Source organism: Pseudomonas segetis, assembly GCF_900188155.1.
GTDB classification, from domain to species: Bacteria; Pseudomonadota; Gammaproteobacteria; order Pseudomonadales; family Pseudomonadaceae; genus Aquipseudomonas; species Aquipseudomonas segetis.
On record NZ_FZOG01000002.1, the window covers coordinates 748,627 to 767,137 of the forward strand.

At 57.1% G+C, this 18,511-nt stretch carries 17 protein-coding genes and 1 pseudogene; 5 read left to right on the forward strand and 13 right to left on the reverse strand.

Annotated elements, in window-relative coordinates; genetic code table 11:
- Positions 1-78: 78 nt before the first annotated feature.
- The 5 genes from CHB79_RS09355 to rplU form a co-directional block, all read right to left on the reverse strand.
- On the reverse strand, positions 79-543 hold the full coding sequence (locus CHB79_RS09355; RefSeq protein ID WP_089359668.1) for a CreA family protein: 465 nt from the start codon (positions 541-543) through the stop codon (positions 79-81).
- 11 nt (positions 544-554) lie between these two features.
- Positions 555-1,673 carry a glutamate 5-kinase gene (gene proB, locus CHB79_RS09360; RefSeq protein WP_010489666.1) on the reverse strand — a complete coding sequence of 373 codons (1,119 nt, stop codon included), beginning with the start codon at positions 1,671-1,673 and terminating at the stop codon, positions 555-557.
- Positions 1,674-1,766: 93 nt separating this feature from the next.
- Entirely contained in the window at positions 1,767-2,984 is a 1,218-nt protein-coding gene (gene cgtA, locus CHB79_RS09365) for an Obg family GTPase CgtA (RefSeq protein WP_010489664.1), read from the reverse strand.
- 180 nt (positions 2,985-3,164) lie between these two features.
- Positions 3,165-3,422, reverse strand: coding sequence for a 50S ribosomal protein L27 (gene rpmA, locus CHB79_RS09370; RefSeq protein ID WP_053134655.1), 258 nt, complete (start codon positions 3,420-3,422; stop codon positions 3,165-3,167).
- Between the two features lie 38 nt (positions 3,423-3,460).
- Complete coding sequence (gene rplU, locus CHB79_RS09375) at positions 3,461-3,772, reverse strand: 50S ribosomal protein L21 (protein ID WP_010489660.1); 312 nt, start codon at positions 3,770-3,772, stop codon at positions 3,461-3,463.
- Between the two features lie 380 nt (positions 3,773-4,152).
- Between rplU and CHB79_RS09380 the strand changes: the two genes are divergently transcribed.
- Together CHB79_RS09380 and CHB79_RS09385 are read left to right on the forward strand one after the other, a co-directional pair.
- Entirely contained in the window at positions 4,153-5,121 is a 969-nt protein-coding gene (locus CHB79_RS09380) for a polyprenyl synthetase family protein (protein WP_010489658.1), read from the forward strand.
- Between the two features lie 130 nt (positions 5,122-5,251).
- Positions 5,252-5,473, forward strand: a pseudogene (locus tag CHB79_RS09385) (PA4570 family protein); the annotation flags it as partial.
- A gap of 136 nt (positions 5,474-5,609) precedes the next feature.
- On the opposite strand, the gene bamJ reads toward CHB79_RS09385, so the two are convergent.
- From bamJ to CHB79_RS09410, 5 genes are all read right to left on the reverse strand, one after another.
- On the reverse strand, positions 5,610-6,227 hold the full coding sequence (gene bamJ, locus CHB79_RS09390) for a BamJ family beta-barrel-assembly machinery protein (RefSeq protein ID WP_089359669.1): 618 nt from the start codon (positions 6,225-6,227) through the stop codon (positions 5,610-5,612).
- A gap of 88 nt (positions 6,228-6,315) precedes the next feature.
- Positions 6,316-6,810 carry a TIGR00645 family protein gene (locus tag CHB79_RS09395; RefSeq protein WP_010489653.1) on the reverse strand — a complete coding sequence of 165 codons (495 nt, stop codon included), beginning with the start codon at positions 6,808-6,810 and terminating at the stop codon, positions 6,316-6,318.
- A 182-nt stretch (positions 6,811-6,992) separates the two neighbouring features.
- Positions 6,993-7,334 (reverse strand): PA4575 family protein, encoded by a 342-nt coding sequence (locus CHB79_RS09400; protein WP_010489651.1) that lies wholly within the window; start codon positions 7,332-7,334, stop codon positions 6,993-6,995.
- 181 nt (positions 7,335-7,515) lie between these two features.
- Positions 7,516-10,023, reverse strand: a complete 2,508-nt coding sequence (locus CHB79_RS09405; RefSeq protein ID WP_089359670.1) for a Lon protease family protein — start codon at positions 10,021-10,023, stop codon at positions 7,516-7,518.
- 121 nt (positions 10,024-10,144) lie between these two features.
- Positions 10,145-10,477: a TraR/DksA family transcriptional regulator gene (locus CHB79_RS09410; protein WP_029529661.1), complete on the reverse strand. Its 333-nt coding sequence runs from the start codon at positions 10,475-10,477 to the stop codon at positions 10,145-10,147.
- 169 nt (positions 10,478-10,646) lie between these two features.
- On the opposite strand from CHB79_RS09410, the gene CHB79_RS09415 reads away from it, so the two are divergent.
- Complete coding sequence (locus CHB79_RS09415) at positions 10,647-12,500, forward strand: DUF7840 domain-containing protein (protein ID WP_089359672.1); 1,854 nt, start codon at positions 10,647-10,649, stop codon at positions 12,498-12,500.
- 149 nt (positions 12,501-12,649) lie between these two features.
- Here CHB79_RS09415 and CHB79_RS09420 read toward each other — a convergent pair whose 3' ends face one another.
- On the reverse strand, positions 12,650-14,101 hold the full coding sequence (locus tag CHB79_RS09420; protein WP_089359673.1) for a DASS family sodium-coupled anion symporter: 1,452 nt from the start codon (positions 14,099-14,101) through the stop codon (positions 12,650-12,652).
- 303 nt (positions 14,102-14,404) lie between these two features.
- Here CHB79_RS09420 and CHB79_RS09425 point away from each other — a divergent pair, with 303 nt between their 5' ends.
- Together CHB79_RS09425 and CHB79_RS09430 are read left to right on the forward strand one after the other, a co-directional pair.
- Positions 14,405-15,001: a c-type cytochrome gene (locus CHB79_RS09425; RefSeq protein WP_089359674.1), complete on the forward strand. Its 597-nt coding sequence runs from the start codon at positions 14,405-14,407 to the stop codon at positions 14,999-15,001.
- 11 nt (positions 15,002-15,012) lie between these two features.
- A complete protein-coding gene (locus tag CHB79_RS09430) occupies positions 15,013-16,068 on the forward strand; it encodes a c-type cytochrome (RefSeq protein ID WP_089359675.1) in 1,056 nt (351 codons plus the stop codon).
- A 77-nt stretch (positions 16,069-16,145) separates the two neighbouring features.
- On the opposite strand, the gene hutC is transcribed toward CHB79_RS09430, so the two are convergent.
- Both hutC and hutH read right to left on the reverse strand, forming a co-directional pair.
- Positions 16,146-16,859, reverse strand: coding sequence for a histidine utilization transcriptional repressor HutC (hutC, locus tag CHB79_RS09435; RefSeq protein ID WP_089359676.1), 714 nt, complete (start codon positions 16,857-16,859; stop codon positions 16,146-16,148).
- Positions 16,860-16,962: 103 nt separating this feature from the next.
- Complete coding sequence (gene hutH / locus CHB79_RS09440) at positions 16,963-18,507, reverse strand: histidine ammonia-lyase (protein WP_089359677.1); 1,545 nt, start codon at positions 18,505-18,507, stop codon at positions 16,963-16,965.
- Positions 18,508-18,511 lie beyond the last annotated feature (4 nt).

An 18,511-nucleotide genomic window follows, 5' to 3' on the forward strand; every position in this document is an offset into this window, starting at 1 on the left:
GGTCTCATGACCGGTTTTTTATTGCCTGCAATTTAAAGGTCAGCCGCCTGAGCCGGACAAGCTTGGAGTTGTCGCGCCCTACTTGGCTGCCGGCCAGGGCATGATTGGAATTGCCGCCATCGAGTTCTGCGGACTGCCCTCGATCACCCTGTCGCTGTACACCAGATAGACAAGCGCATTGCGCTTCTGATCAAAGAAACGCACCACCTGCATGGTCTTGAATACCAGCGAGGTGCGCTGCTTGAACACCTCTTCACCCTCTTTAAGCTTGCCAGTGAAGCTGATCGGCCCGGTCTGGCGACAATCAATCGAGGCATCAGAACGATCCTCAGCCAACCCCAAGCCACCTTTGACACCACCGGTCTTGGCGCGCGACAGATAACAGGTTACGCCCTGGACCTTGGGATCATCGAAAGCCTCAACGACAATCTTGTCATTGGGCCCCATCCACTTGAAAACGGTGGATACCTCGCCGATCTCCTCCGCCGAAGCCAGCACAGGCAATATCAGCAACGCACCCAGCAATCCATTTGCCATACGCATAAAGCGCCCTCCTAGACCAGTATCAAATTATCCCGATGAACCAATTCCGGCTCATCAACATAACCCAGCAAACCCTGAATCGCATCGGAGGACTGACCAATGATCTTTTGCGCCTCAAGCGCACTGTAGTTGGCCAAGCCACGCGCAATCTCCCGACCATCAGCAGCCACACAGACCACCATTTCACCACGGCGAAAGCTGCCTTTTACCGCGCGCACACCAACAGGCAGCAGGCTTTTACGCCCAGTCGACAGCGCCTTGACCGCACCATCATCCAGAACCAATGTCCCGCGGGTCTGCAAGTGCCCGGCAAGCCACTGCTTGCGCGCCGCCAACATACCGCGCTCAGGCGCCAGCAGCGTACCCAGGCGCTCGCCCGACTTGAGCCGCGCCAGAACCTGCTCAATGGCACCGCCGACAATAACCGTATGCGCCCCCGAGCGCGCAGCAAGACGCGCAGCACGCAGCTTGGTCTGCATGCCACCACGGCCCAGAGCACCACCCACACCTCCTGCCACGGCGTCCAGGGCCGGATCATCGGCACGCGCCTCGTGGATCAGCTTGGCATTTGGGTTATTACGCGGATCGGCATCGAACATCCCGTCGCGGTCAGTGAGGATCACCAACAAGTCAGCCTCGACCAGATTGGCCACCAGCGCCGCCAGGGTATCGTTGTCGCCGAAGCGAATCTCATCAGTGACCACGGTGTCGTTTTCATTGATCACCGGCACCACATCGAGCTCGACCAGGGTGCGCAAGGTGCTGCGTGCATTCAGATAGCGCTTGCGATCAGACAGGTCATCATGGGTCAGCAAAATTTGCGCTGTGCGCCGGCCATGCTCGGCAAAGCTCGACTCCCACGCCTGGATCAGCACCATCTGGCCAATGGCGGCCGAGGCCTGCAGCTCATGCATCGCACTTGGCCGCGACGACCAGCCCAGACGGCTCATACCAGCGGCTACGGCACCCGAAGACACCAACACCAGCTCCACACCCTGCTCACGCAGTGCGACCATTTGCTGGACCCACACAGCCATCGCCGCGCGATCCAGGCCACGACCATCTGCAGTCAGCAGCGCGCTGCCGATCTTAACCACCCAGCGCCGTGCGCCAGTTACCTTGTCACGCATGATTCCTCAACCCCAGCCTTGCAGCAAAATGCAAAACATTTACCAGTCACGAAACATACAAAAACGCCGCTATTAAGCGGCGTTGATAATGGCTTAATCCCGGACGTAAAAGATTTCCGGGCCGTCGTCGTCATCTTCATCATCGAAGTCGTCTTCATCGACATCCTCGACGCTCTTGACACCCGAACGACGCAACGCACGCTGATCATCCAAGGCCTGCAGGCGCGCACGCGCCTCATCTTCGATGCGCTGATCCAACTCAGCCAGCTCGGAAGCAAACACAGGGTTTTCAGCGATCTTCTCGGTACGCGCCTCAAGGTAGGTCATGATGTCCTGACACAGGCGTTGGGTGCCTTCGCCAGAAATAGCCGAGATTACATAGACAGGCCCCTTCCAGTCGAGGCTTGCAACAATCTCCGCCACACGCTCATCACGCTCTTCCTCGAGCATTTGATCCGACTTGTTCAACACCAGCCAGCGATCACGCTCAGCCAGCGCCGGACTGAACTTGGTCAGTTCGTCAACGATAGTGACCGCCGACTCGCTCGGATCGGTCAGATCCAGCGGCGCCATATCGACAAGATGCAGCAACAGACGCGTACGCGCCAGATGCTTGAGGAAACGAATACCCAGGCCAGCACCATCGGAGGCACCTTCAATCAAGCCTGGAATATCGGCAACCACGAAACTCTTGTAGCGATCGACACTGACAACGCCCAAATTAGGGATCAGTGTGGTGAAAGGGTAATCTGCAACCTTCGGCTTGGCCGCCGAGACCGCCCGGATAAAGGTGCTCTTACCGGCGTTAGGCAAACCCAGCAGACCGACATCAGCCAACACTTTAAGCTCAAGCTTGAGGTCACGCGACTCACCCGGCTTACCCGGCGTGGTCTGGCGCGGCGCACGGTTGGTACTGGACTTGAACCGGGTATTACCCAGGCCGTGCCAACCACCCTGAGCAACCATCAGGCGCTGACCCGCCTTGGTCAGGTCACCAATCACTTCCTGGGTGCCCGCATCAATCACCGTGGTACCAACCGGCACACGCAGGACCAACTCTTCACCCTTGCGCCCCGTGCAATCGGTGCTGCCACCGTTGGAGCCACGCTCAGCATCGAAACGCCGGGTGTAACGGTAATCGATAAGGGTGTTGAGGTTCTCATCGGCCATCAAGAACACCGAGCCACCATCACCACCATCACCGCCGTTCGGCCCACCATTTTCGATGAACTTTTCACGACGGAAACTCATACAACCGTTTCCACCGTCACCGGCTTTTACAAAAATCGATACTTCATCGACGAATTTCATGAGCACGCCTCCCACCAGTACAGCGGGTCAACAACAATCAAAGAACACAGGTGCTTGCAAAATTGACCTAGCACAAGAGCTTAATCATAAGCCTTTTATCAGGACAGTTTGGCAAGAACCCCAAGAATACAAAAACAAAAAAGCCCCGTCGCAAGGACAGGGCTTTTAACCTTGCCGCGATTAAGCCGCGACAACGCTCACGTAACGGCGACCGAAGGCGCCTTTTACTTCAAACTTGATCACGCCTTCGATTTTAGCGAAGAGAGTGTGATCCTTACCCATGCCAACGCCGTAACCAGCGTGGAATTGGGTGCCGCGCTGACGCACGATGATGTTGCCTGCTTTGATAGCCTGGCCGCCATACATCTTAACGCCTAAGCGTTTGGCTTCTGAGTCGCGACCGTTGCGGGTGGAACCGCCAGCTTTTTTGTGTGCCATGAGTCAATACTCCTATAAAGGGATCAGGCTGAAATGAATCAGGCCGAAATACCGGTGATTTTGATCTCAGTGAACCACTGACGGTGGCCCTGACGCTTCATGTGGTGCTTACGACGACGGAACTTGATGATGCGGATCTTATCGTGACGACCTTGCGCCACAACCTCTGCAACAACTTTAGCGCCATCTACAACCGGTGCACCGATTTGAACGTCGTCACCGTTGCCGACCAACAAAACGCGATCGAAAGTGACGGATTCGCCAGTGCCGATTTCGAGTTTTTCGATCTTCAGGAATTCGCCTTCGGTGACTTTGTATTGCTTGCCACCAGTAACAATTACAGCGTACATGGTATATCTCCGTTAATCCTGCTCACCCAGCTCTTTAGAGGGATAGTTATCGGCTGGCATGGCTGCTCGGGGCCGGAAAAGACGCCCTTGCAATTGCGTAAGGCAGGGAAATGCCCAGGGGGAAGTTCAGGGTGCGCGATTGTACGCAAGCTGGTAACGCCGCGCAAGCCCCACAATCACCAAGCAACAGGAGGCCATGGGACGCTGTGCAGTATATTGATGCAGCGCTGCATTTTATGACAGTAATATAGCTGCGCTCAGCCTTTGTTAAGCTGTCATCCAAACACCTTAATCTGCTCAAGCGACTCTGGCCATTACCTTGACAGCCCTGAGCCTGCCGCCTAGCATGCCGCGCAACCTTAGAGGAGCACCTGCAACTGATGCAACCCCAGGCTTTCTACCGCGTGGTGGCGGACGACTTTACCGCCGTTGATGGCATTATCCGTCAACAACTTGTCTCGCGTGTACCGCTGGTAGAGAAAATCGGCGACTACATTATTTCAGCCGGCGGCAAGCGCCTGCGTCCTCTATTGGTCCTGCTCAGCGGCAAGGCACTTGGACTGCAGGACGAGAACCTGCGCCTGCTCGCGGCGACTATCGAGTTCCTGCACACCGCCACCTTGCTGCATGACGACGTGGTCGACATGTCCGATATGCGCCGCGGGCGCAGCACCGCCAATGCCCAGTGGGGTAATGCCCCCAGCGTACTGGTCGGTGACTTCCTCTATTCGCGCTCCTTCGAGATGATGGTCGAGCTTGGCTCGATGCCGGTCATGAAAATCCTCTCCAAAGCCACTCGCGTGATTGCAGAAGGCGAAGTGCTGCAACTGTCAAAGATTCGCGATGCCAGTACTACTGAAGCGACCTACATGGAAGTCATTCGCGGCAAAACCGCCATGCTTTTCGAGGCCTCGACCCACAGTGCTGCAGCATTGGCCGGTGCCACGGCAGAACAGACCGAAGCCCTGCGCACCTTTGGTGACCACCTTGGCGTTGCCTTCCAACTGGTTGACGATCTGCTCGACTATCGCGGCGACGCGGCCACTTTGGGCAAGAATGTCGGCGACGACCTGGCTGAAGGCAAGCCGACCCTACCGCTGATCTACACCATGCGCGAAGGTACAGCCGAGCAAGCCGCCCTTGTGCGCCAAGCGATCCAGAAAGGCGGCATCGAGAACCTCGAAAGCATTCGCAACGCAGTCGAAGCCGCTGGCGCACTGGACTACACCGCCAGGCAGGCTCGCGACTATGCTGAACGGGCAATCGCCTGCCTGGATGTGCTGCCTGCCAACGAATACCGCGATGCACTGGTCGAATTAAGCCGCTTTGCCGTGGCCCGAACGAACTGAGGCATTGCCTGCTCCCCGTGAAGCCCGTCCAAGTGACGGGCTTTTTGATGCCCGACGAATAACACCAATTGATCCTTGCTATTATGCGAATAAGAATTATTATCATCTAACACTTACAGGGAGATGAGATATGACTTATTTGATTGATGCCTGGCTTGATCGGCCACATCCTTATCTGCGCATCCTCAATCGTGACACAGGTGAAGTCTGCGTAGTGCTTGAGGAAGAAGCATTGGATGAGTTGCGGGACATGGGCGATTTGGATCTACACGAACTGAGTTCGAGCGAACCCCTGGTGCTGAAAGAACTGGTGCGCAACCTGTTCCTGTTCTGCTACGCCCGGGCATTGCGCCTGGACGATCAAACCCTTGCTTTGCGCAAAAAGCGCGCAATCACACTGCGTGAACGCTATGCCAGAACACAGCAATCACGGCACTCAGCGTTTCTGAGCCCGGCATAACCGCTGCCGGACTCAGTACGGACTGGAATTACAGGACTTCGAGCAACTCGACGTCAAACACCAGAACGCTGTGCGGCGGGATGCTGCCAACGCCTTGGGCGCCGTAAGCCAGTTCGCTAGGCACATACAGGCGCCATTTGCTGCCTGCAGTCATCAACTGCAGTGCTTCAGTCCAACCGGCAATCACGCCGCCGACTGGGAATTCAGCAGGCTGGCCGCGATCGTAGGAGCTGTCGAAAACAGTACCGTCGATCAGGGTGCCGTGGTAGTGGGCACGAATGGTGTCTTCGCGAGTCGGGGTTGCGCCGTCACCTGTAGCCAGCACTTCATACTGCAGGCCGGAGGCCAGAACCTGGATGCCGTCACGGTTCGCGTTCTCAGCCAGGAAGGCGATGCCAGCGCCGGCTGCCGCTTCGGCCTTGGCCTGGGCTTCAGCCTGCATGACTTCACGGATCACCTTGAAGCTGGCGTTCATCTCAGCTTCGCTAACGCGGCTTTCTTTGCCGGCAAAAGCATCGGTCAGGCCAGCCAGGATCGCTTCCAAGCTCACGCCCGGTGGCGGGTTGTCACGCAGTTGACCGCCAAGTTGACGGCCAATGCCGTAGCTGACGCGTGTTTCGTCAGTAGAAAGATTAAGTTCGGACATGAACTGCTCCGCTGCGGGTTTAAAAGGCCGGCAAGCCTAGCACAAAGCCAGGCCCAGGCTCTAACCGGCACGCAAGTAAAGGACTGGATCAGTTCTCGTGCTTGGTGAGCTTGTCCAGGTAACCCATGGCAAATGCCGAGAGCACGAAAGTCATGTGGATCAGCACGTACCACATCAACTTGTTGTCCGGAATGTTCTTCGCGTCCATGAACACTTTAAGCAAGTGAATGGAGGAAATGGCCACGATCGACGCCGCGACCTTCATCTTCAATGAACCTGAGTCCATCTTGCCCAGCCAGCTGAGCTTTTCCTTGCCGGCGTCGATATCGAGTTGAGAGACAAAGTTCTCGTAGCCCGAAAGCATCACCATGACCAACAGCCCGCCAACCAGCGCCATATCGATCAGCGAAAGAATAACCAGGACCAGGTCGGCTTCAGCCATCGAAAACACGTTGGGCAGGATATGCAAGACTTCCTGGAAGAACTTGAGCGCCAGGGCCAGCAGCCCCAACGACAAGCCAAAATAGATAGGTGCGAGCAACCAACGCGAGCTGTACATCGCATTTTCAATAAAGCGTTCCATGAAGCCTCACCAGGGATAGATTGGCTCGCGATTATACCTGCGCGGTTGCGCCGTAAAAGCCCTCTGAAACACCTTGAAGACTTATTCGGCCAACTGTGGATAACTCTGTGGAGAGGCTCGGGATTAACCGCGCAAACGCAGAAGATACAAGCCTTGCCGAAAAGCCCTTGGCAATCCTTTGATCAGTTTTCCGGATGGAACTGGTAGTCGCCAAGATTACGGCAGCGATGGCCATTTAACTGACGCAACTCAGACTGTATATGCAAGCGCCAGATGAGCAGATCAGGACAACAGCCATAACCTTGATCAGCCAGGCTTTCGGCGATTCCCGCCAAGACCCCCTCTGCCACAGAAGGCCCGTAGAATGGGCCTTGCGCCTTGATTACAGAAGGTTGAGACCCGGAAATACCGGCGGCGCAGATCAGCGTCCAAAGTCCATTTTCGCCGGCCAGTGGCAACACCACGCATTCGATACGCGTGACCAAGCCCAGGCATTGACGTGTGAGGCAGAGACTACGCGACATCGCGGCGACCCTCTCATGATCAGGTCTACAGCCTACACCCGAAAAGCACTGATAGGGAAGCCACAGGCGCGGTCGCCCGGCCTGTGGGTAAGTGTGTGGATGAACCCGCGCCAGGAGCCTGCCGCGCCGCGCTCGAATACCGGGCAACTTGCCCGGTACCGAACGCTATAGGGGCAATGCCTTACTCAGGCTTTTCCGTCTTGGATACAGCAGGTTTGGCTGGCACAGGCTTTTTGGCAGGCGGCTTTTTATCGGACGGCGTTGGCACCGCCTTGGCGACCTTTTCGGCTAGAGCTTCAGGCTCCTTGTCTTCTTCGCCCATGTCGATTTCAGCGATCTCGCGCAGACGCTCAACCACCCGTGCGTTGACACTGCCCGTCGAAAACTGGCCCTTGTCGTTTGGCGAGCCCACATCTTCGCCAACCAGCAGGCTCAGCGCCTCATCGACATGGCGCACCGCATAAATGTGGAATTGCCCGTCACGAACCGCTTGCAGCACACGATCATCGAGCATCAGGGTCGTGACGTTGGACTGCGGGATAATCGCGCCCTGCTCGCCCGTCAGCCCACGCGCCTCGCAAAGGCGGAAGAAGCCTTCGATTTTCTCGTTCACACCACCAACGGCTTGCACTTCGCCAAACTGGTTGATCGAGCCGGTAATCGCAAAGCACTGTTTTAGCGGTGTGCGCGACAAGGCTGAAATCAGCGTGCAGACCTCGCCAAGCGAGGCGCTGTCACCATCGACATAGCCGTAGGACTGCTCAAGCGCAATGCTCGCGGAGATCTCCAGCGGAAACTCCTGGGCATAACGACTGCCGAGATACCCGGTCAGAATCATCACGCCCTTGGAGTGAATCGGCTGCCCCAGGTTAACTTCACGCTCAATATCGACAATGCCGGAGCCGCCCGGATACACAGTTGCCGAGATTCGCGCAGGCACGCCGAATGCAGAATCACCAACCTGCAAAACGGTCAGGCCGTTGCACTTGCCCACGGCCGCGCCGCTGGTGTCGATAAGGATAATCCCGGCCAGCATGTCATCGATAATCCGCGCAGAAACGCGCCCGGTGCGGGTTGCCTTGGCTTTGAGCGCGCGCTCGATATGGCCGACATCGGTCACGGTTTCACTGGCCAGTTGGCGGATAAAGTCAGCCTCGCTGACCAGTTGAAACAAGTCGCCAATACGCGCCGACAAGCGTCCCTGATGCTCTGCCAGCCGGGCACTGAAGGTGGCCAGGCGCGCTACTGCCGCCGCAGTCAAGGGCGCCATGCCTTCTTCTGAGGTGCGGGTTTTCATCAACTGGGCAAACTGCTCCAGGCTTTCATCGGCCAAGGGAATGTCCTCGTCGAAATCGACCAGCACGCGAAACATTTCCTGGAAGTCTGGATCATGGTCCTGCAATGCGTAATACAGTTGGCGCGCGCCGATGATGATGACCTTGATCTGCAGCGGTATAACCTGGGGATTGAGGCTGACGGTCGCAATCCGGCCGAGATCCCCCAGCGGCGACTCCATCTTCAGTTGCCGCGATTGCAAGGCGCGCTTGAGTGCGTCCCAGACAAAGGGCTCACCGAGCATTTTCTCGGCTTCTAGAATCAGGAAGCCGCCATTGGCGCGGTGCAGCGCCCCTGGACGTAGCTGGCGATAACTGGTGTACAACGCGCCTTGGTCATTATTGTATTCAATACGGCCGAACAGGTTGTCGTAGGTCGGATGCGGCTCGAAAACAACCGGAGCACCGCCGTCGACGTGATGGCCAACCACCAGGCTTGGGCAGTATTGCTCCTCAAGCAATTTGCGGGTTTGGGCGTCAACCTTCTCAACATCAACCAGCTGTTCAACTACGGTTTTCAGCAGATTGACCTGCACTGCCTGGAGATAGGCGCAAATTTCTGCGTTCTCGGCGTACTTCTCCGACAGAGGCGATAACAGCGGCTGCAGGGCAACAGTGATGGTTTCTTCGTTCAGCTGACGTAACTGGTTGCTCGACTCACGTTTCCACTGCGGCAAACTGGCCAGCTCTTCGTTCAGGCGCTCCTCAAGCATTGCAATATCGAGATGAAAGCGCTCGCGATCCGCTTCGGGCAGTTGCGCAAACTCGGCCTCATCCAATGCCTTGCCTTCCAGCATGGGGGTGAAGGCAATGTTGCTGCTGTCGCGATAAAGCGCGATGCCTTTTTCCAATGACAGGCGCTCGATCACATCAAGCGCCTGGTCATAGCGCTTATTGAAGGCGCGGTCGATGGCGCTCTTCTTCTGCTGATACGAGGGGTGCTCGAACACTGCCGGGAATGTCGCCAGCAGGTTGTCGATCAGCAGGTTGATATCGGCAATGAACTCGCCAGCGGAACCCGCGCTTAGTTCAAGCACGCGGGGCTCGCGCGGCTCGTCAAAATGATTGACATAGACATGGTCGGCAGGCGTGTCCATGCGTTTACCTTCGGCCTTGAGGTAACGCTGCACAAACGAGAAGCGGCCGGTTCCGGGCTCACCCATGACAAAAACGTTATAACCGGGACGGGGCATCGCCACGCCGAACTGCAGGGCTTCTACTGCACGTTCCTGGCCCAAAATACCGCGAAATGGCTCCAAGTCATCTGTGGTCGTAAAGTTGAACTGCTCGGGAGCAAAGGGACGGGTTAGAGCATCAGGCGCTAGCCGCAATTGGGTAGCAACAGAATCAGGCATTGGAGATCCTTGTACGGAGGGCACATACGATAGAAATAATCGCCGCTTCGGACGCTGATCACAAGCTAAAGCAGCGGATCAATGCCGACTAATTCCGATCTGGGCCTATTTGCCTTCGGGCTCAGTCGCTGATTGCGCTTTGCTCGGCGCATGCCAGGCAATAAACAGCTGTCGGCAACACTTGCAGTCGAGCCAGCTCAATGGGTGCGGCGCACTTCATGCACTGACCATAGGTTCCTTCAGCCAGGCGAAGCTTGGCCAGGCCGACCGCATGCAGGCCCTCTTCTGCATCTGCCAGCAGGGCCTCGAGCACCTCATCGTTCTGGCGCTGCGCGGCCTGTTCGGTAAAGTCCGGCGAGTGACTGCCGGACAGACTTGCCCGAATAGCCGTCGCCCGCACGTTGTACTCGTGGTGCAAGGCATCGAGTAACGCAGAGGGATCGAAGTCAGTCATGGCTGCTTCCTCGCTGATCATCTGCATACAGTGTGTGTCTTTATTGGGAAACCTGCACCTTCCAAGCCACTAATTTAGATGGATAGCTGAGATCTTGATTCAGAACCTTGACACCAGCGGCCAGCATCGCCAAAGCTCCTGTCTGACTTTTCGTATAAGAATCTAAACATTGAAACGGATTTTGGCAGTCTTGGCGGCGTCTTGCTGCGCAGCGCTACACGCCGCCCCGAATATCCCTGAAGCTCAGCTGCAAGCACTGGCTATGCAACCCTTCTGGATATCCCTGGGCCATTATGAAACCGGCAAGCTTGGCGGCTGGCGCAGTTATATCGATGACGACGACTTCTTTATCGCCAGCAATGGCGACAGCGATCCTGCGGCTGAGCTGAGCGCCACCGTCAAAGCGCTGTATGCACCCGCCACACTCGCCGACCAGCATGCCCAGTGCAAATATCCGGCGCGCACCCGCTGGCTGAACGAGCAGCTTTCGCTGACCGACCTGCCGAAACCGCAGTGCCAGAAATACAGCGAGTGGATGACTGAAGTCTCGCCCAACAGCACCGTACTGGTGTTCCCGGCGGCCTATCTGAACAGCCCGTCCTCGATGTTTGGCCACACATTGCTGCGCATCGACCAGGCTGACGTGGACAGCAACAACACGGCCCTGCTCAGCTACGCGCTCAACTTCGGGGCCTTTATCGAGGGCATGGACAACAGCATGCTCTACGCCTGGAAGGGTCTGATGGGCGGCTACCCCGGCTTTTTTGCAGTGGTGCCCTACCGGGAAAAACTGGCGGAATATCGCAGCCTGGAAAATCGCGACCTGTGGGAGTACCGGCTTAACCTGACCCCGCAGGAAACCCGGCGCATGATGGAGCATGTCTGGGAGCTCAAGGATATCGAGTTCGACTACTTCTTTTTCGATGAAAACTGCTCGTATCGCCTGCTTGAATTACTTGAAATCGCACGGCCCGGCATCGAGCTGACGGACGACTTCCCGATTACAGCCATTCCGACCGACACAGTGCGTGCAGTCAAGGATGCCGGGCTGATCGAACGCATTGACTACCGCCCATCCCGTGAGCGCGAACTGCTCGGCCGCGCCGTTGAGCTCACAGATGACGAGCAACAATGGGTGCTGCGCCTGGCGGCCGATCAGTCCGCACTGGATGACCCGGCATTTGGGCAACTACCCGAAAAGCGCCGGGCATTGATTCAAGACGGTGCATTCCGCTTGCTGCGCTATCAGTCCACCAGTGGCGAACGTGACGCAACAACTGCTGCGCGCAGCTTCAATCTACTCAAGGCCATTAATCAGAACCCGCCGCCGTTGCTCGACCTTGAGCGCCCCGACTTGCCAGAAGAGGGGCACGAGTCACGCACATGGCAACTGGGTGCCGGTAGCCGTGGTGATAAGGCCTTTGCCGAATATGGCTTGCGCATGGCTTATCACGACCTCAACGACAACCTCTACGGCTTCCCCATAGGCGCCCAGATTGAGATCGCCCAGCTCAAACTGCGCCAATATGAAAACAACCACTGGCAGTTGCAGCAACTCGACCTGGCCAAGATTCGCTCGCTGACACCACGCAATGAACTGCTGCAACCCTGGTCATGGCAGGTTTCAGGTGGAGCGGAACGCGTCTCGGGCAAGGATGACGACGAATCCCTGGCGACCTATTTGACTGGCGGCGGTGGCGGCACATGGCAACTGGCTGGCAACACCATCGGCTTTGCGCTGGCCACTGCACGTATTGAAAACAACCGTGACTTTGCCGCCTTTGTCGCCCCAGCAGCCGGGTTCAATAGCGGGCTGTTATGGCGCAACCCTCTGGGCAACCTGCTCCTGGAAGGCAAGGCCGACTATTTCTATAACGGCGAGGTACGTCGCAGCATCAACCTGACCCAGCAATGGGAGATCTCACGCGACCTTGGTGTGCGTTTCAGCGCCGCCCGTGACTTCAGCCACCAGAGCACGCCAGAAAACACCTTGATGCTGGAACTCAAGTGGTACAACTATTGAGAGCTACTCGCGGGTGGATAAAGCACCTCATCCACCCGCGCGGTTGTGTCCATACTCAGGGTGCGGCAAGGCGAAGCTTGCCCACCATCGCTGGGTTCACAATCACATCTCCCAACGCATCGGCTGAAACAACCCGTCCAGCCTGTCACTTACCAATAGCCCAGAACCTTCCACCAGAACGCACCGACTCCACCCCAAACAGCCAGGTTGGCGATACTCATGACCAGCCCGGCAATCCACCAGCGCCCAAGGCTCACATAGCCTGAACCAAAGACAATAGGCGCGGTTCCGGTCGCATAATGGGTCAGTGACATCATCAAGGATGAGGAAAACGCCAGGATCAGGGCCAAGAGTAATGGTGGCGCGCCCAAGGCAATACCCGCTGCCAGAAAAGCTGCGTACATCGCGGTGATATGCGCCGTGGTGCTGGCAAAGAAATAGTGTGAATAGAAGTACACCAGCACCAGCAAGGCGATCACTCCAACCCAGCCCAGTCCGAATGATCCAATCTGCTGCTGGATCACCCCTGAAAACCAGCCAATCAAGCCTAGCTTGCCAAGGAAGCTGGCCATCATGACCAAGGCAGCAAACCAGGTAATGGTGTCCCAGGCGGTCTTTTCTTTAAGAATGTCTTCCCAGGTCAAGACACCCGTTACCAGCAGTATCGAAAGCCCTAAAAGCGCAACAGTGGTGGCATCGAACTTCCAGGCCTCGCCAAAGACCATGGCGGGAACCCCTGCCCAAAGCAACAACAGCAGGGCGAATACAGCCAGCATGATCTTCTCCGGCCCTTTAAAACCACCCAGTTCCTCCAGCTTTTGCTTGGCAAACAGCGTGGCATTCGGGGTTTGCTTTAGCGTTGGCGGGAAGCAGACATAGAGAATCAGCGGCATCAGTACAATCGCCACAAGCCCCGGCAGCAGGGCCGCCAATGCCCACATGGCCCAGGATATCTCGATGTGGCTGCCGGTCCCCTTGGCGATCAAGCTGACAATCAGGGGATTGGGGGCCGTGGCGGTAATAAACATCGCCGAGGTGATAGGATTGGCGTTGTAGTTGACCAGCGCCAGGTACTCGCCGACTTTCTTTTCCGTGCCCTGCTCCGCCGAGGAACCAAAGCTGCTGGCGATGGCGCGCATGATCGGGTGCATGATCGCCCCGCCCCTGGCCGTATTGCTCGGTGTGATTGGCGCCAGGGTCAACTCTGAAAGCGCCAGCGCGTAGCCGATACCCAAAGTGCGCTTGCCGAATATCGAAATAAAGTAATACGCAATACGGTTGCCCAGGCCTGTCTTGATCAGCCCCCGCGAAATCATGATGGCAATACCGATCAACCAGATCAGCGAATTGGAAAACCCGCTCAAGGCATCCTTGATCGCAACACTGGGCTTATCACTGGTCACCCCGGTAATCGCCACCAGCATGATGCCAATCATCGCCAGCGCGCCTATGGGCATTGCCTTGCCGATGATACCGGCGATAGTGCCGATAAAGATCGCCAATAAATGCCAGGCCTCGGGCGTTACGCCTTGAGGGACAGGAATAACAAACCAAATCGACAGAGCAATGGTCAAGGCGATTAACGCCGGGATCGGTTTCATGGTTGCTCCTTAAACGGGTCGGGCATCAACCGGGCATGCGGTTGAAAATATAGCTGCTCATGGCCTGTGCGTGAGAAGGCCGGAGCTCGTTCACACCAGAGCCTGACTGTTATTTATGCAGGTTCTCGCACCTTGCACTGCGAGTAGCACAAACATTATCTGGGCTATTGCTGGTCGCCTTACTGCTCCAGATCAAGGGCTCGGGGATCATGCCCTGCCTGCGAGTACCAACCGATGAAACAGTGGCGGGGCTGACGAAGGCGCCTATGATTAAGGCATATTCATGCTCACTCGAAGGATCGTATGAACAAACACTTAGCTATCAGCTCGCTGCTGACACTGTTTCTGGTAAACCACGCCAGTGCAGTTGAAGTGCCCGAGGCCGCGCAAAGCTGTGTTGTCTGCCATGGCGCGCAAGGGCAAGGCACATCACAAGGTCCCAAGCTCGCCGGGCTTACCAGCCTATATATGAACGCACAGATCGAGCATTTCATTTCTGGCGAGCGAAAAAACGTGGTCATGACATTAATGGCTGAGAGTCTGGTCGACCTCAATGTTCGCCAACAAGCACTGGCCTACTACGCCGAGCAAGGTACTGCGCCTGAGTTGCAAAAACGCGGTGACACCCTGGTTCAGTCAGGTGCTGAAAAGCTCTATTACCAAGGTGACCCGCACCGTTCACTGCCTGCTTGCTACAGCTGCCATGGCCCATCAGCCGTTGGCGGTGGCCCCTTTCCGCGCCTGGCGGGACAACAGAGCAGCTATTTGAAAGACCAGCTAGTCGCCTGGCAAAAAAAACAACGCAGCGGCGACCCGGACAACACCATGGGCCACATCGCCAGCAAACTCAAAGACAGTGAAATCCAGGCTTTGGCCGATTACCTGTCAGCCATCCAATAGAGGAGCGACCTATGCCTATCAACAAAGCGTGGCTGTTCCTGTTACTGGCTGCTAGCGGATTCGCTCGCGCCGAGGTGCCGATGGCCGACATGCAAGATGAAATCCCGGCGCAACCCAAAGCGGCAAACCTGGATTATTTCAAGCCCCGTGAGCTGAGTGAGATTCCTAAAGGCGCCTTTGGCGACAAGATCCGCAAGGGCTACCAACTGTTCGTCAACAGCCAGCAACTGAGCGGCCAATATGTGGGCAATCAACTCAATTGCACCAATTGCCATCTCGACGCAGGCAGCAAGGCCTATGCAGCGCCAATGTGGGCCGCGTATCTCGCGTACCCTGAGTTTCGTAAGAAAAACAATAGGATCAGCAACTTTGCCGAACGCGTCCAGGGTTGTTTCAACTTTTCCATGAACGGCAAGGCCCCGGCAATCGACTCGCCAGAGCTGGTCGCAATATCGGCCTATTCGTACTGGCTGCTGATGGGCGGTTTGCTGGATGCATTCGGCATGCAGGACCAGCCTGTGCCAGAGATGAGCGACAAAGCCCTGCAAGAAGGCGGTAATGTGGCTTCATTCAAACTGCCCGGTCCCTTGACCGACAAGGTCAAGCTCGACGCTCGCGGTCATATGCCGGGGCGCGCCTTCGCTGCACTCGACAAGCCTGCGCAAGCCCCCTCGCCTGCGCGGGGCGCCAAGGTCTATGAGCAACACTGCGCCTTGTGTCACGGCAGCGAAGGCCAAGGCAGGGTAATGGCGGATGTGCCGGTCATTCCGGCCCTTTGGGGAGCGCAGTCCTATAACTGGGGCGCCGGCATGCACCGGGTCAATACTGCAGCGACCTTCATTTTCGAGAACATGCCATTGGGCAAGGCCGTACAGCTCACCCCTCAACAAGCCTGGGATGTAGCCGCCTACATGAACAGTCGCGAACGCCCGCAGGACCCGCGCTTCACCAAGGATGTAGCCACTACGGCCAAGACGTTTCACGCAGATGACAACGGCTATTACGGCAAGGAGCTTGATGGCAGCGTCCTGGGTAGCCAAGCCTTCCCGGCAACCAGGGTGAAATAGACGCCTGTGACAATTGCAAAAATGCCGGGCCAACTGTGGCCCGGCATTTTACTGTCGGCTATCGAGTCGAGCCCGGCTCAACCACGCCGGCTGGAACGCGAGCGCAGCTTGTAACGGTCACCGGGATGTATCAACCGGGCGTAACTGACCAAGTGCTCATCCGACCAGGTGCGACGAACCATGCTCAGGCACGGCGCGGCAGTGTCGATATCCAGCCACTGGGCAGTTTGGCTGTCGACCAACAAGGCTTCGACAACATGCTCGACATCCGAAATCGGGCAGTTGGCGACCAGCACCTCATTGGGTGTTTTTTGCGAAAAGTCGGTTTGCAGGTAATCAGGCACCCAGCGCGGATTGACGAAACGATCTTCGAGCTGGATAGGCACGCCACTTTCACGATGGACCAAAATGGTATGGAACACCTCGGTGCCGAGACGCACACCCAGGCGCAGCGCCACTTCATCATCTGCCTCGATGGCCTCACAGCGGATCACATCATTGCTGTAGGCATGGCCACGACTGATGACCTCGGTGGCGATATTGAGCACCTCATGCAGCGACGACTCAGCCTTGCGGTCGGTAACAAAGGTGCCAAGCCCGGCCTGGCGGATCAGATAACCCTTTTGCACCAAATCGCGAATAGCCTTGTTCGCCGTCATTCGGCTTACGCCAAAATCGCGGGCCAATTGTTCCTCGGGAGGAATTTGGTGATGAACCGGATATGCCCCGCTGCTGATGCGCTCCAGCAGGTGCTCCTCGATAACACGATAACGTGGGGTCTTGCTGGCCACGTAGATTCCTTTGTGTGGGGGCGTCGTCCTAATAATACAGGCCGCGACAGATTAGGACGAGCCACATGCACAGCCCGTTACAACTGTCGCGACCACTCGCCTGCTACGCCTCCACAGGTTGCGATGGCAATAGCCTGGCAGGCATCAGGCCCGACAGCACGCGTTGCTTGAGCAGTTCATCGGCGGCGGCGATATCGGGTGCGAAAAAGCGATCCTCAACATAATAAGGCACAGCATCGCGCAACACCTTGCGCGCCTGTTCCAGGCGTGCGGAACTTGTCAGCCCGGCGCGGAAATCCAGGCCCTGGCAGGCCCCCAGCCACTCAACCGCCAATACCCCACGGGTATTGGTCGCCATTTCCCACAGGCGCTTACCGGCAGCGGGCGCCATGGAAACATGGTCTTCCTGGTTGGCCGAGGTTGGCAAGCTGTCGACACTGTGCGGATGGGCCAATGCCTTGTTCTCGCTGGCGAGCGCCGCAGCCGTCACCTGGGCGATCATGAAACCTGAATTGACGCCGCCATTGGCCACCAGGAATGGCGGCAACTGCGACATATGCTTGTCCATCATCAGCGAGATGCGGCGCTCACTCAACGCACCGATTTCAGCAATGGCCAACGCCAGGTTATCCGCCGCCATGGCCACTGGCTCGGCATGGAAATTACCACCCGAGATGACATCGCCTTCGGCGGCGAACACCAAGGGATTATCCGACACCGCGTTGGCCTCGACCTCAAGCACTTCAGCTGCCTGGCGCAACTGCGTCAGGCAAGCGCCCATGACCTGAGGCTGGCAACGCAGCGAGTAGGGGTCCTGCACTTTGTCGCAGGCTTCGTGGGAGCGGCCAACCTCACTGCTTGATTCCAGCAAATAGCGATATACCGCCGCCGCATCAATCTGCCCACGCTGGCCGCGGGCCTGATGAATCCGAGCATCAAAGGGCGCCCGCGAACCGAGCATGGCTTCAACACTCAAGGCGCCACAGACCGACGCGGCCGCAAACAAGTCCTCGGCCTCAAACAGGCCGCGCAGTGCGTAAGCGGTGGAAACCTGCGTGCCATTGAGCAGCGCCAAGCCCTCTTTGGCAGCCAGCGTCAGAGGCTCCAGCCCAGCGACTGCCAATGCTTCTTTTGCAGGCATCCATTCACTGCGATAACGGGCCTGGCTTTCACCCAGCAATACCAGGGACATATGCGCCAATGGCGCCAAGTCACCGGATGCGCCCACCGACCCCTTGAGCGGGATATGCGGATATACCTCGGCATTGATCAACGCCAGCAAGGCATCGATAACCTTGCGCCGGATACCCGAGAAACCACGCGACAGGCTGTTGACCTTGAGCAGCATGATCAGGCGCACCATGGCGTCATCCAGCGGTTCACCAATACCGGCGGCGTGGGAAAGCACCAGCGAGCGCTGCAGGTTTTCCAAATCTTCAGTCGCAATACGGGTCTGCGCCAACAAACCAAAACCGGTGTTGATCCCGTAGGCCGTGCGGCCCTGGCTAAGAATGCCCTGCACGCAGGCAACACTGTTTTCAATCCCCTGGTCAGCACTCGCATCGAGCACTACCTGTTGTGGATGCTGGTAAAAATTGCGCAACTGGGCAAGATTCAACTGGCCCGGTATCAAGGTCAAAACGGACATAATG